Origin of the sequence: Streptomyces sp. NPDC006551 (assembly GCF_040611675.1) — a bacterium.
Classification (GTDB): Bacteria; Actinomycetota; Actinomycetes; order Streptomycetales; family Streptomycetaceae; genus Streptomyces.
This window is the reverse complement of sequence record NZ_JBEXOT010000019.1, coordinates 35,029-47,964: the sequence shown is the minus strand read 5'-3', so window position 1 is coordinate 47,964 and position 12,936 is coordinate 35,029. Positions and strand designations below refer to the sequence as shown.

Annotated in this window: 13 protein-coding genes; 8 read left to right on the top strand and 5 right to left on the bottom strand. The window is 74.3% G+C overall.

Going from position 1 to position 12,936, the window contains the following annotated elements:
- Positions 1-461: 461 nt before the first annotated feature.
- Positions 462-1,205 carry a futalosine hydrolase gene (locus tag ABZY12_RS18750; RefSeq protein WP_356891713.1) on the top strand — a complete coding sequence of 248 codons (744 nt, stop codon included), beginning with the start codon at positions 462-464 and terminating at the stop codon, positions 1,203-1,205.
- Positions 1,202-2,053 (top strand): 1,4-dihydroxy-6-naphthoate synthase, encoded by an 852-nt coding sequence (locus ABZY12_RS18745; protein ID WP_356891582.1) that lies wholly within the window; start codon positions 1,202-1,204, stop codon positions 2,051-2,053. The genes ABZY12_RS18750 and ABZY12_RS18745 overlap by 4 nt, the downstream gene beginning before the upstream one ends.
- An 85-nt stretch (positions 2,054-2,138) precedes the next feature.
- Here ABZY12_RS18745 and ABZY12_RS18740 read toward each other — a convergent pair whose 3' ends face one another.
- Positions 2,139-2,522, bottom strand: coding sequence for a cold-shock protein (locus tag ABZY12_RS18740; protein ID WP_356891580.1), 384 nt, complete (start codon positions 2,520-2,522; stop codon positions 2,139-2,141).
- A gap of 160 nt (positions 2,523-2,682) precedes the next feature.
- Between ABZY12_RS18740 and ABZY12_RS18735 the strand changes: the two genes are divergently transcribed.
- Positions 2,683-2,952 (top strand): hypothetical protein, encoded by a 270-nt coding sequence (locus tag ABZY12_RS18735; protein ID WP_356891578.1) that lies wholly within the window; start codon positions 2,683-2,685, stop codon positions 2,950-2,952.
- Here ABZY12_RS18735 and ABZY12_RS18730 read toward each other — a convergent pair.
- Complete coding sequence (locus tag ABZY12_RS18730) at positions 2,940-3,584, bottom strand: haloacid dehalogenase-like hydrolase (protein WP_356891576.1); 645 nt, start codon at positions 3,582-3,584, stop codon at positions 2,940-2,942. The genes ABZY12_RS18735 and ABZY12_RS18730 overlap by 13 nt on opposite strands.
- A 94-nt stretch (positions 3,585-3,678) precedes the next feature.
- Between ABZY12_RS18730 and ABZY12_RS18725 the strand changes: the two genes are divergently transcribed.
- Genes ABZY12_RS18725 through ABZY12_RS18715 form a run of 3 tightly spaced genes read left to right on the top strand, consistent with a single transcriptional unit; the run spans position 3,679 to position 6,538 of the window.
- On the top strand, positions 3,679-4,683 hold the full coding sequence (locus tag ABZY12_RS18725) for an iron ABC transporter permease (protein ID WP_356891574.1): 1,005 nt from the start codon (positions 3,679-3,681) through the stop codon (positions 4,681-4,683).
- Positions 4,680-5,735 carry an iron chelate uptake ABC transporter family permease subunit gene (locus ABZY12_RS18720; RefSeq protein ID WP_356891572.1) on the top strand — a complete coding sequence of 352 codons (1,056 nt, stop codon included), beginning with the start codon at positions 4,680-4,682 and terminating at the stop codon, positions 5,733-5,735. Before ABZY12_RS18725 ends, ABZY12_RS18720 begins: the two co-directional genes overlap by 4 nt.
- Positions 5,732-6,538 (top strand): ABC transporter ATP-binding protein, encoded by an 807-nt coding sequence (locus ABZY12_RS18715; protein ID WP_356891570.1) that lies wholly within the window; start codon positions 5,732-5,734, stop codon positions 6,536-6,538. The genes ABZY12_RS18720 and ABZY12_RS18715 overlap by 4 nt, the downstream gene beginning before the upstream one ends.
- A 232-nt stretch (positions 6,539-6,770) precedes the next feature.
- On the opposite strand, the gene ABZY12_RS18710 is transcribed toward ABZY12_RS18715, so the two are convergent.
- A complete protein-coding gene (locus ABZY12_RS18710; protein WP_356891568.1) occupies positions 6,771-7,739 on the bottom strand; it encodes a hypothetical protein in 969 nt (322 codons plus the stop codon).
- Positions 7,740-7,802: 63 nt separating this feature from the next.
- Here ABZY12_RS18710 and ABZY12_RS18705 point away from each other — a divergent pair, with 63 nt between their 5' ends.
- Both ABZY12_RS18705 and ABZY12_RS18700 read left to right on the top strand, forming a co-directional pair.
- Positions 7,803-10,409 carry a helicase C-terminal domain-containing protein gene (locus tag ABZY12_RS18705; protein WP_356891566.1) on the top strand — a complete coding sequence of 869 codons (2,607 nt, stop codon included), beginning with the start codon at positions 7,803-7,805 and terminating at the stop codon, positions 10,407-10,409.
- Between the two features lie 111 nt (positions 10,410-10,520).
- Complete coding sequence (locus ABZY12_RS18700) at positions 10,521-12,176, top strand: DNA repair helicase XPB (RefSeq protein ID WP_356891564.1); 1,656 nt, start codon at positions 10,521-10,523, stop codon at positions 12,174-12,176.
- Between the two features lie 15 nt (positions 12,177-12,191).
- On the opposite strand, the gene ABZY12_RS18695 is transcribed toward ABZY12_RS18700, so the two are convergent.
- On the bottom strand, positions 12,192-12,512 hold the full coding sequence (locus ABZY12_RS18695; protein ID WP_356891562.1) for a hypothetical protein: 321 nt from the start codon (positions 12,510-12,512) through the stop codon (positions 12,192-12,194).
- Positions 12,513-12,559: 47 nt separating this feature from the next.
- On the bottom strand, positions 12,560-12,745 hold the full coding sequence (locus ABZY12_RS18690; protein WP_356891560.1) for a hypothetical protein: 186 nt from the start codon (positions 12,743-12,745) through the stop codon (positions 12,560-12,562).
- Between the last annotated feature and the right edge of the window lie 191 nt (positions 12,746-12,936).

The window sequence follows — 12,936 nt, the reverse complement described above, 5'->3', positions numbered from 1 at the left end:
CGGGGCCGGTTGCCCCGTCCCGTGCGCCGGACGCGGGGCCGATCCCAGCGGCCGACGCCGCGTCGCATACCTCTGCCGCCGAGCCGATCCCGGCACCGGACGTCGCGTCGCGTACCGCGGGCGCGGGGCCGATCCCGGCACCGGACGTCGCGTCGCATACCCCGGACGCGGGGCCGATCCCAGCGGCCGACGCCGCGTCGCATACCTCTGCCGCCGGGCCGATCCCGGTGCCCGGCACGGGCACCTCTCCCGTGTCCCCGCCCGATCCGGGGCTCGGTGGCGCCCCCTTCGGAACGCCCCCGCACGCCCCGCTCCGCCCCGTCGTCGACGTCCTCGTCGCCGGCGTCGGCCCGGCGGCGGCCGCGGCCGCCACCGCGACCGCCCTCGCCTGGGCATCCCGCGAGGACGCCCGGCCGGACGGCCTCGGTGGCACGGCCCAGCGGGCCGCGGCGCCCGCGCCGATCGCCGGCCCGGCGGACCCCACGCCCGCGCCCGGCGCCGCCCCGGCGGGAGACCCGGCAGCCGCACCGGCGCCTGCGGACCCCGGCCCCCACACGTCGGCCCACGCCCAGGGCCCCGGTACGCACTCGGCGGTGGCCGGCGCCCAGGCACCGGCGTCCCCGGACCACGGCCCCCACACGTCGGCCCTCGCCCCGACCCCCAGTACCCACGCACCCGCGCCCCCTCCCCCCGGGCCGTACGACCTCGTCGTCTCCGCCGGGATCGGTGGGGGGTTTCAGCCGCTCGCGGCCCTCGGGTCCGTCGTCGTCTCCGACGCGATCGTCGGTGCCGACCTCGGGGCCCAGACGCCCGACGGGTACCTGGCCGTCGAGGAGCTCGGCTTCGGGCGGTCCGTGCACCAGGTGCCGGAGTGGCTAACCGCGCGGATCTCCGCGGCGCTCACCGACGGCGCGCAACGCCACACCGTCGGGCCCGTCCTCACCGTCTCCACCGTCACCGGCACCGCCGAGCGCGCCGCCGAGCTGGCGAGGCGTCACCCCGGCGCCGCCGCCGAGGCGATGGAGGGCTTCGGGGTGGCCGAGGCGGCCGCCGCCCACGGCGTGCCCGTCGTCGAGATCCGGGCCGTCTCCAACGCCGTCGGTCCGCGCGACCGGGCCGCCTGGCGGATCGGTCAGGCCATGGACTCGCTGCGGTACACCTTCCAGCTGCTCAGCCACTCCGTCTTCGTGGAGCCCGCCCCATGACGCCCAAGCTCAAGATCGCGTACTCGCCCTGCCCGAACGACACCTTCGTCTTCGACGCCTGGGCCCACGGCCGCGTCCCGGGCGCGCCCCGGCTCGACGTGACCTTCGCCGACATCGACCTCACCAACGGGTGGGCGGAGAGCGGCTCGTCCGCGTACGACGTGCTGAAGGTCTCGTACGCCGTGCTGCCCTGGGTCCTCGACGAGTACGCGCTGCTGCCCTGCGGCGGGGCCCTGGGCCGTGGCTGCGGCCCGCTGGTCCTCACCCGTGAGCCGGGGGTCGACCTGACCGGGAAGACGGTGGCGGTGCCGAGCGAGCGCTCGACCGCCTATCTGCTCTTCCGGCTGTGGGCCGCCGACGTGGTCCCCGAGGGCGTCGGCGAGATCGTGGTCCTGCCGTTCCACGAGATCATGCCGGCGGTACGGGACGGCAAGGTCGACGCGGGCCTGGTCATCCACGAGGCCCGGTTCACCTACCAGAACTACGACCTCCACGCGCTCGCCGACATGGGCGCGCACTGGGAGGAGACCACCGGCCTGCCGATCCCGCTCGGCGCGATCATCGCCAAGCGCGCGCTGGGCGCGGACATGCTGCGGCGCCTCGCGGACGCGGCCCGCACGTCGGTACGGATGGCCTGGGACGACCCGGCCGTCTCCCGCCCGTACGTCCTGGAGCACGCGCAGGAGATGGACCCGGCGGTGGCCGACCAGCACATCGGGCTGTACGTCAACGAGTTCACCGCCGACCTCGGCGAGGACGGCTACGCGGCGGTCCGCGGTCTGCTCACGCGCGCCGCGGCCGAGGGGCTCGTACCGCCCCTCGGCCCGGACGCGCTGGCGTTCCCGTAGGCCCTCGGCCCACGGGAACGACCGGGACCCTCACGCCGACCGGGGACCTCACTCGACGAGCGGGGTCCTCGCGTCGACCGGGACCTCACACGTCGAGCTGGTCGGCCACCGCTCGCAGCAGGCCCGCGATCTTCTTGCCCTGCACCTTCTCGGGGTACCGGCCGCGCTCCAGCATCGGCGTGATGTTCTCCAGGAGCGTCGTCAGGTCCTGGACGATGGACGCCAGTTCGTCGGGCTTACGGCGCTGCGCCGCGGCGACGGACGGGGTCGGGTCGAGAACGGTGACGGAGAGCGCCTGGTCGCCGCGCTGCCCGGCCACGACCCCGAACTCCACGCGCTGCCCCGGCTTCAGGGCGTCGACTCCGGCAGGGAGCACCGACGAGTGGACGAAGACGTCGCCGCCGTCGTCGCGGGAGAGAAAGCCGAAGCCCTTCTCGCTGTTGAACCACTTGACCTTGCCGGTAGGCACGTCTGTCCTCGTCCTCGTACTCGATGGGTGCGCCGGGAATCCGGCTCTGGAGAGCGATACAGCGGGTCACCCGACCCGCCGGCACCAAGGCTAATGGGCTTCCGGCTGGTGACAAGACGTCGCCGGTTTGTTCCTTCGGCCTGGGAACTACCCTGGCCGAATGCGTAGTGAAACCCTTTCGGCCCCGGCGGGCGGCACCGCTCCGGGTGACGGACTCGTCCGCGCCGGTGCGATCGTCTTCATCATCGGCGCGGTGGCCACGCTGGTCACCGTCGCCCCGCTGTTCCTGGGGACCGATCCGTTCCCGCCCGTCGCGTACGCCGTGTGCATGCTGATGGGCGTCGGTTTCCTCATCGCGGGCGCCGGTGTGCTGCGCTCGATCGCGGCCCAGCGCCGTCAGGCGAGGACCGTGTCCGCTCAGGGCCGGTAGGACGCTTCCCGGGCCCGGTACCCCGCCAGCCAGCCACGGAACTCCGTCAGGTCGGGCAGCACGACGTCCGCGCCGGCGGCCCGCAGCTCCGCCTCGTCGCACGGGCCGGTGGCCACCGCCACCGACACGGCGCCCGCGTGCGCGGCGCCGCGCACGTCGCCGGTGTGGTCGCCGACGTACACGCCCGCGCCGTGCTCGCGCAGCGCCTCCGCCTTGCCCTCGGCCCACAGGCCGCCGATGACGGCGTCCGGGTCGATGCCGAGGTGGGTGAGGTGGAGCCTGGCGTGCGGCTCGTTCTTGGCGGTGACGACGATCGCGCGGCCGCCCGCCTCGCGAACGGCTTGAATCGCATCCCGGGCGCCGGGCATCGCGAGCGTCGGCGTGATCGCGTACGTGGGGTAGAGCGCCCGGTACTGCACGACCCTCTCGTCGATCTCCTCGGCCGGGAACCAGTGCGCCAGCTCGTGCTGGAGCGGCGGCCCGAGCCGGGAGACGGCCAGATCGGCGTCGATCGTGACGCCCGTCTCGGCGGAGAACGCCTGGTAGGCGGCCTTGATGCCGGGGCGGGAGTCGATCAGCGTCATGTCGAGGTCGAAGCCGACGGTGAGCGCGGTCATGGGGGCGGAAGTCATGCGGGCCATTGTGCCCGGATGTTCGAATCGGGCCGCTGCTTAGACTGAGCCAAGCCTTACCTACGTACGCCGCACGTCCTTCCGATAGGTCTCGATGACAGCCGCTTTCCGTTCCCGACGCGTTCTCGCGACCGCCGCCGCCGTCATCGCCCTTCTCCTCGCGATCCTGCTGAGCCTCGCCGTCGGCGCCCGCGCCGTCGCGCCCTCCACCGTTCTCGACGCGCTGCTGCACGGCGGTGCGAGCGACGACGCCCAGGTCGTACGCGAGCTGCGGGTGCCCCGGACACTGATCGGGCTGATGGTCGGCGCCGCGCTGGCCCTGGCCGGCACGGCGCTGCAGGGCATCACCCGCAACCCGATCGCCGACCCCGGCATCCTCGGCATCAGCCAGGGCGCCTCGGTCGGCGTGGTCATGGCCATGGCCTTCGCCGGGGTGCACACGCTGACCGGCTACGTGTGGTTCGCGTTCGCGGGGGCGGCGATCGCCTCGGTGGCGGTGTACGCGATCGCCTCCAGCGGCCGGGGCGGCGCGACACCGGTGAAGCTCGCGCTCGGCGGCGCCGCGATCAACGCGCTGCTGCTCTCGGTGACCACCGGGATCCTGACGACCAGGGCGTCGGCGCTGGACGAGTTCCGGTTCTGGCAGATCGGCTCGATCGACGGCCGGAACACCGAGGTGGTGGGCCAGATCTGGCCGTTCCTGCTGGTCGGCGCGGTGCTCGTGGTGTCGGTGGCCCGGGGCCTCGATGCCCTCGCGCTCGGCGAGGACGTGGCGAAGGGCCTGGGCCAGCGGGTCGCGACCGTACGGATCGTGGGCGGCGTGGGGGCGACCGTGCTCACCGGGGTGGGCGTGGCGGCGGCCGGACCGATCGCGTTCGTGGGCCTCGCCGTCCCGCACATCGCGCGGGCGATCGTGGGCGGCGACCACCGCTGGGTGCTGCCGATGGCGGCGCTCGCGGGGCCGGTGATGCTGCTGGTGTCGGACGTGATCGGCCGGGTGCTGTTCCCGCCGGGCGAGGTCCCGGCGGGGGTGATGACGGCGCTGATCGGGGTGCCGTTCCTGGTGACGCTGGTGCGCCGTAAGGCGGTGCCGGCATGACGGCGACGACTTCCGTGCGTCCCGCCGGGTACGGGATCGTCCGCGCCGGAGGCGGATCGTTCCTGCTGCACCGGCGCTCGGCTCTGGTGGCCGCCGGTCTGTCGGTCCTGCTGGCCGCGGTCTCCGTCGCGTACCTCTGTGTCGGCGAGAGGTTCGTCGCGCCGTCCGAGGTGCTGCGAGTGGTCTTCGGACAGCCCTCCCCGTCCGCGTTCGTCGTCGGGGACCTGCGCATGCCGCGCCTCGCGGTCGGTCTGATGGTCGGCGCCGCGTTCGGGGTGGCGGGAGCGCTCGTCCAGACCGTCGCCCGCAACCCGCTCGCGAGCCCGGACATCATCGGCATCAGCCAGGGCGCGGGAGCGCTGACGGTCGGCGCGATGACCTTCGGTCTCGCGTCGTACACCGTCCTGCCGTACCTGTCGATCGTCGGCGGGATCGCCGCGGCCGCGCTCGTGTACGTGTTCGCCTGGCGCGGCGGGCTGCACGCGACCCGGTTCGTCCTCATCGGCATCGGCTTCGCGATCGCGCTGCGTTCGCTGATGACCCTATTCATGACCAAGGGCGACTATCTGGTCGCCCAGCAGGCCCAGATCTGGATGACGGGCTCGCTCAACGGGCGCGGCTGGGACGAGGCGCTGCCGCTGCGCTGGACGCTGCTCGTGCTCCTGCCGGCCGTCCTGTGGGCGGCCCGCGCGCAGCGGACGGTGTCCCTGGACGACGACACGGCGACGGCGCTCGGCGTGCGGCTGGGCCGGGTCCGGCTGGGGCTCGTCCTCATCGGCGTCGTCCTGGCGTCCGTGGCCACGGGGGTGGCCGGGCCGGTCGACTTCGTGGCGCTGCTCGCCCCGCAGATCGCCCGCCGGATGACGCGTACCGCGCAGATCCCGCTGCTCTGCTCGGCCCTGATGGGCGCGTTCATCGTCGTCGCGGCCGATCTGCTGGGGAGGCGGCTGTTCTCACCGACCGAGCTGCCGGTGGGCGTACTGACGGCGGCGGTCGGCGCCCCGTATCTGATCTGGCTGATCGTGCGCAGTCGCACAGGAGGAAAAGCATGAGCAGGCTGACCGCGCGCGAGCTGACCCTCGCCTACGAGGACCGCACGGTCGTCCATGAGCTGGACCTCGCCGTCCCGGACGGGAAGGTGACGGTGATCGTCGGTCCGAACGCGTGCGGGAAGTCGACGACGCTGCGGGCGCTCGGGCGGCTGCTGAAGCCGGCGGGCGGGGCGGTCCTGCTCGACGGCGAGTCGCTGGCGAAGATCCCGACGAAGCGGATCGCGCAGGCGATCGGGCTGCTGCCGCAGACCCCGGTCGCACCGGAGGCGATCACCGTCGCCGACCTGGTGTCACGCGGGCGTCAGCCGCACCAGGCGTGGTGGAAGCAGTGGTCGGAGGCCGACGAGCGGGCGGTCCTCGACGCGATGGAGCGTACGGACGTGGCGGCGCTGGCCGACCGGTCGGTGGACGAGCTGTCGGGCGGGCAGCGGCAGCGGGTCTGGATCGCGATGGCGCTGGCGCAGGAGACGGATCTGCTGCTGCTGGACGAGCCGACGACGTATCTGGACATCTCGCACCAGGTGGAGGTCCTGGACCTGGTGCGCCAGCTGAACCACGGGCGCGGCCGGACGGTCGTCCTGGTCCTCCACGACCTGAACCAGGCGGCGCGGTACGCGGACCACCTGGTGGCGATGAAGGCGGGCCGGGTGGTGGCGGAGGGGCACCCGAGCGAGGTGGTGACGGCGGAGCTCGTGCGGGAGGTCTTCGGCCTGGACTCGGTGGTGGTCCCCGACCCGGTGACGGGCTCACCGCTGGTGGTCCCGGGAGCCCCGTGGCGCGCGGGCGCGGAGGCGAACGCCTGAGGCGGGCCGCGGGCGCGGAGGCGGACGCGACGCCTGAGGCGGCGCCGCAGGCGCGCGGGCGCGGAGGCCAGACCCGGACGCTGAGGCGGCGCCGCAGGCGCGCGGGCGCGGAGGCCAGACCCGGACGCTGAGGCGGCGCCGCAGGCGCGCGGAGGCGGACGCGGACGTCCGAGGCGGGCGGCCCCACGGGCGCGGAGGCGGAGGCGAACGCTTGAGGCCGACTTCGCGGGGCTCAGGCGTGGCGGCGGGAGCGCCAGAGGAGGAAGACCGCCGAGGTGATCGCCGCCGCGCGCAGCACCCACGGCCACGTCTCCGACAGCGCCGCGCCCATCGCGTCGCCGCCCGGAGCGATCGGCGCGCCCCAACGGCCCTCGACCCGGCCCCAGAGCCAGACCGCGCCCGCCGTGAGCACGAGGCCCGGCAGGATGACGACCGCCCACCGGGCTTCGGCGCGGGAGAGCCGGCGCGAGGCGTAGGCGAGGAGCCAGCCCACCGCGAGGGCGATGAGCGAGCCGAAGGCGGCGCCTCCGAGCAGCAGCAGCGCGGCCAGCACGAGGACCGGGCTGCCGAGACGGAAGCGGCGGCCCGCGGTGTCGGCTTCGGGGACCGGCTCGAGCGTCGGTTCGACGGCCGGTTCGAGGGCCTCGCGTCGCCGGAACCGTACGAGGCGGGTGAAGCGGCGCCGTGGCGTCGCGTCCTCCTCCTCCGCCTCGTCCCCCTCTCCGTCCTCGTCCTCGTCGTCGTCGCCCACGAGGGGCGGCTTCAGCAGCTCCGGGATCTCCACCCCGCCCCTGAACCCCGGCACCAGCTCGTCTCCGGGCCGCGGCCGGGGTACCTCGGTGCTCCACCAGTCCGGTTCGGTGTCGGCGGCCCCGACCTCGTCCGTTCCCGCCAGATGCGGCGGCGTCGGCCACCCCTCCTCCGTACGGGGCTGCGGCACCACAGGCGGCTCCGGCGCCGTGCTCACCGGCGTGCTCCCCGCCGCCCGGTCCACCACCTCGTCGGGCGTGCCCAGCTCCCGGAGGATGCCGCGAACCGTCCCCGGGGTCTCCTCGCCGGACGTGACGCGCCGACGGTCGATCTCGTTCCGAAGAGACGACACCAGCCGCATTCGCGCCCCCGACGGAAGCTGCCGCTGCTGAGCCAGATCGCCGACCCGGCTCAGATAGTCGAAGACAAGCTGGTCGCTCTCGATCCCCACAATGCCCCTCCACGGCCCGTACGCCCCGACGTTAGCGCCTGCGCAGGGGCTAACGTGGGGCGGATGGGGATCGGTGAGCTCGATCGGGAGGCGCACGTGCCCGCAGAATCCAGTGCCGCCGCTGCGCCGCGCACGCTCGCGGAGGCGCTGCGCGCCCGAGGCGACGAGGGGCTGGCCGCGCTGCTGCGCGCCCGGCCGGACCTCCTCTCCCCGGTGCCGAACGACCTGACGCAGCTCGCCACCCGGGCCGGTACCCGCGCCTCCGTGGTCCGCGCCCTGGAGCGGCTCGACCGGTTCACGCTCCAGACCGCCGAGGCCCTCGCCGTGGCCCCGGACCCCGCCCCGTACTCCGTACTCCTCGCCCTGCTCACCGGCGACGACGGCGACCCCGAGATCGAGGCGGCACTGCCGCGCGCGGTGGAGGCGCTGCGCGAGCAGGCGCTGGTCTGGGGCGAGGACGACCGGCTGCGGCTGGTGCGGACCGCGCGCGAACTCCTCGCGCCGTCGCCGCAGCACCCGTCGCCCACGGGCCTCGGGCCCACGGTCGCCGAAGCGACGTCCGGGATGTCGCCGGGCCGGATCCAGGAGATCCTCGCGGCGGCCGGGCTGCCGGCGACCCACGACCCCGTCTCGGCGGTGGCGTCGCTGACGCGGCTGTTCACCGACCGGGAGCGGATGGGCGCCCTGCTCGACACGGCGCCCTCGGAGGCGCTGGCCGTCCTGGACCGGCTGGTGTGGGGCCCGCCGTACGGCGAGGTGACGGCGAACCCGGCACCGCCCGTGCGCTGGCTGCGCGACCGTGGCCTGCTGCTGCCCGCCTCGCCGCGCACCGTCGTGCTGCCCCGGGAGGCGGCGCTGCACCTGCGCGGCGGCCGGGCGCACCGGATGCCGGAACCGCATCCTCCGGCGCTGTCGGTGCTGCGCGAGTACCGTCCACAGGTGGTGGACAGCGCGGCGGCCGGCCAGGCGTACACCGCGCTCGCGACGGTCGAGGAGCTGCTGAAGAGCTGGAACCAGGGCGGACCCGCCGTCCTGCGGGCGGGCGGCCTCTCGGTACGGGACCTCAAGCGGACGTCCGCCGCGCTGGACGTGACGGAGCAGGTCGCGGCGTTCTGGCTGGAGCTCTGTTACGGGGCGGGGCTGCTCGCCTCGGACGGCGAGGCGGACGAGCGGTACGCGCCGACGCCCGCGTACGACGACTGGCTGGACCTTCCCGCGGCGGAGCGCTGGGCCCGGCTCGTCTCGGTCTGGCTCACCGCGACCCGTACGGCGGGGCTGGTCGGCGCCCAGGACGCCAGGGGCCGCACGCTGTCCGCGCTCGGCCCGGACCTCGACCGCGCCGCGGCCCCGGAGGTGCGCCGCCGGGTCCTCACCCTGCAGGCCACCTTGCCGCCGGGTTCGGCGGCGGACCCGGAGACGCTGCTGGCCAGACTGCGCTGGGAGCGCCCGCTGCGGACGTCGCCGAACGTGACGGGGGCGGGCGGTGCGGGAGCCGGGGGTACGGGGTCCGCAGCCGGCTCCGGTGCCGGCACCGGCGACCGGCGCGCCGCCCACTCCCCCGACCTCCGGTCCCGGATCGCCCTGTGGACCCTCGATGAGGCCGAGATGCTCGGGATCACCGGCCGCGGCGCCCTCTCCTCGCCCGCGCGGGCCCTGCTCAACCTGCCCCTCGCCGAGGCGGCGCCCGAGTCGGTGACCGGCGGCGGGGTCGAGCTGTCCCTCGCCGCGTCCCGGGCGGCGACCCTGCTCGCGCCCCTGCTGCCCGAGGCCGTCGACCACGTCCTGCTCCAGGCGGACCTGACGGCCGTCGCGCCCGGCCCGCTCCAGCGGCCGCTCGCCGACATGCTCGCCGTCCTGGCGGACGTGGAATCGAAGGGTGGCGCGACGGTCTTCCGGTTCACCCCGGGCTCGGTGCGGCGCGCGCTCGACGCCGGGCGCAGCGCGTCGGACCTCCACGCGTTCCTGACGGCGCACTCCCGTACGCCGGTGCCGCAGCCTCTCGCGTACCTCATCGACGACGTGGCGCGGAAGCACGGCCATCTGCGGATCGGGGCCGCCTCGGCGTACGTGCGCTGCGACGACGACGCGCTCCTCGGCGAGATCATGGCCGACAAGCGGTCCGCGTCCCTGCGGCTGCGCCGGCTCGCGCCGACCGTCCTGGCCGCCCAGACGGACCCTGCGACGCTGCTCGACGGGCTGCGGTCGATGGGGTACGCCCCGGCCGCCGAGTCGGCGGAGGGGGACGTCCTGATCACCCGGGCCGACGCCCACCGCACGCCCGCCCGCACCGCGCCCGCGCCCGTCCCGGAGGGGCCGCCCGTGCCCGACCCGACCCTGCTGGGCGCGGCGGTCCGCGCGATCCGGGCCGGGGACCACGCCTCGACGGCGGTACGGAAGGAACGCCCCGAGGCCGCGTCGCTCGCCGGCGGCGAACTGCCCCGCACGTCCCCGGCGGAGACCCTGGCCACCGTCCAGGCCGCTGCCATGACCGGCTCGGCGGTGTGGATCGGCTACGTCAACGCGGAGGGCGCCGCCAGCCAGCGGGTCATCGCCCCGGTCCGGGTGGAGGGCGGCTTCGTCACGGGCTACGACCACACGGCGGACGAGGTCCGCACGTACCCCCTGCACCGGATCACGGGCGTGGCGGAACTGGCGGAGGACCAGGTCTAGGAGTGGAACAGGTCGCCTTCAGTGTGGCAGCCCCAGCCGACAACGGCCGGGCGTCAGGCACACTGGACGTTTGGCCGTCACCGGAACGGCACGGGAAGGACCTGATCAAGCGTGAACGGACCTCTCATCGTCCAGAGCGACAAGACGCTGCTCCTGGAGGTCGACCACGAGCAGGCGGACGCCTGCCGTCGTGCCATCGCGCCCTTCGCCGAGCTGGAGCGGGCGCCCGAGCACATCCACACCTACCGGGTGACCCCGCTCGGGCTGTGGAACGCGCGGGCGGCCGGTCATGACGCCGAGCAGGTCGTCGACGCGCTGGTGGAGTTCTCCCGCTACCCCGTGCCGCACGCGTTGCTCGTGGACGTCGCCGAGACCATGGCCCGCTACGGCCGGCTCACCCTGTCCAAGCACCCCACCCACGGGCTCGTGCTCACCACCACCGACCGGCCCGTCCTGGAGGAGATCCTCCGGTCGAAGAAGGTGCAGCCGCTGGTCGGCGCCCGGATCGACGCCGACGCGGTCGTCGTGCACCCCTCCGAGCGCGGGCAGATCAAGCAGACGCTGCTGAAGCTGGGCTGGCCCGCCGAGGACCTCGCCGGGTACGTCGACGGGGAGGCGCACCAGATCGACCTGGCCGAGGACGGCTGGGCCCTGCGCCCGTACCAGAAGCAGGCCGTCGAGGGGTTCTGGCACGGCGGCTCCGGTGTCGTCGTGCTCCCCTGCGGGGCGGGAAAGACGCTGGTCGGGGCCGGTGCGATGGCGCAGGCGAAGGCGACGACGCTCATTCTCGTGACGAACACCGTGTCCGCCCGGCAGTGGAAGCACGAGCTGGTGAAGCGGACCTCGCTGACCGAGGACGAGATCGGCGAGTACAGCGGCACGCGCAAGGAGATCCGGCCGGTCACCATCGCCACGTACCAGGTGCTCACGACGAAGCGGAAGGGTGTCTATCCGCACCTGGAGCTCTTCGACTCGCGGGACTGGGGCCTGATCGTCTACGACGAGGTGCACCTGCTGCCCGCGCCGGTCTTCAAGTTCACGGCCGATCTGCAGGCCCGGCGGCGGCTGGGTCTGACCGCGACCCTGGTCCGGGAGGACGGGCGCGAGTCGGACGTGTTCTCGCTGATCGGCCCGAAGCGGTTCGACGCGCCGTGGAAGGAGATCGAGGCGCAGGGGTACATCGCGCCCGCCGACTGCGTCGAGGTGCGGGTCAATCTGACCGAGTCGGAGCGGCTCGCGTACGCGACGGCCGAGACGGAGGAGAAGTACCGCTTCTGCGCGACGACGGCGACGAAGCGGAAGGTGACGGAGGCGCTGGTGCGGCGGTTCGCCGGGCAGCAGATCCTCGTCATCGGGCAGTACATCGACCAGCTGGACGAGCTCGGGGAGCACCTGGACGCGCCGGTCATCAAGGGCGAGACGTCCAACGCGCAGCGCGAGAAGCTCTTCGACGCGTTCCGTCAGGGCGAGATCAGCGTCCTGGTCGTGTCCAAGGTCGCGAACTTCTCGATCGACCTGCCGGAGGCGACGGTCGCGATCCAGGTGTCGGGCACGTTCGGTTCGCGGCAGGAGGAGGCGCAGCGCCTGGGCCGGGTGCTGCGGCCGAAGGCCGACGGGCACCAGGCGCACTTCTACTCGGTGGTCGCCCGGGACACGATCGACCAGGACTTCGCGGCGCACCGGCAGCGGTTCCTGGCGGAGCAGGGGTACGCCTACCGGATCGTGGACGCGGACGAGCTGCTGGCGGGCGACGAGCAGGCCGGCTGACCGGTCGGGGCGCCGTCAGTCCATCAGGGCGAACAGCGGGGCGATCACGGCCAGCGTGTACTGGAGGAGGACGGCGCCCTTGCGCACGCCGTGCGCGAGCGCCGCGCGCGGCGGCACCGCCGCCACGAGCCCGAGGACGGCGCCGAGCCCCAGGGCCCAGAACGCCGCGCCGACGGCCGGGCCGCCTCGGCCGTCGCCCGCGATGGCGTCTTCGAGCACGACGATCGTGGTGAGGACGAGGGAGGCGAAGAGGGCCAGGAAGCCTCCGAGCGCCACGAAGCGCAGGGCGCGGGCGGAGGACGGGGCGGATGCGGTGGGTTCGGTGGATGGCGTCACGGACCGATCACATCAGCCGGGCGCGGTGGGGGCACCCGTCGGCGTACTCAGTCGGGGCCTCCCCGGTACTCAGGCCGGGGGTTCCTGACCCCCGCCTCCTCCGGGTACGCGCCGAGGACGACGACGCCGACGGCCGCGCCGCCGAAGGCGCGTATCACCCTGAGGGCGGTGGAGAGCGGGCGGGTGTGGGGGCGGGCGACGGTGCGGGCCGGGGTGAAGGTCGCTGCGGTCATGGCTCCATCATGGATTTCGGACATTCCGAACACATCGGCCTGGGGGTGGAGCCCGGATCCCCCTCGCGTCGGACCCCGTCCCCTACGGGTCGTACGCGGTGGGGAGGCGGCGGAAAACCATTCGCCTCGGTCCGTCCCTCGGGTCTACAATCGCCGACTTCCCCGCCTCCCTGAGTGGAGAGCCGCCGTCC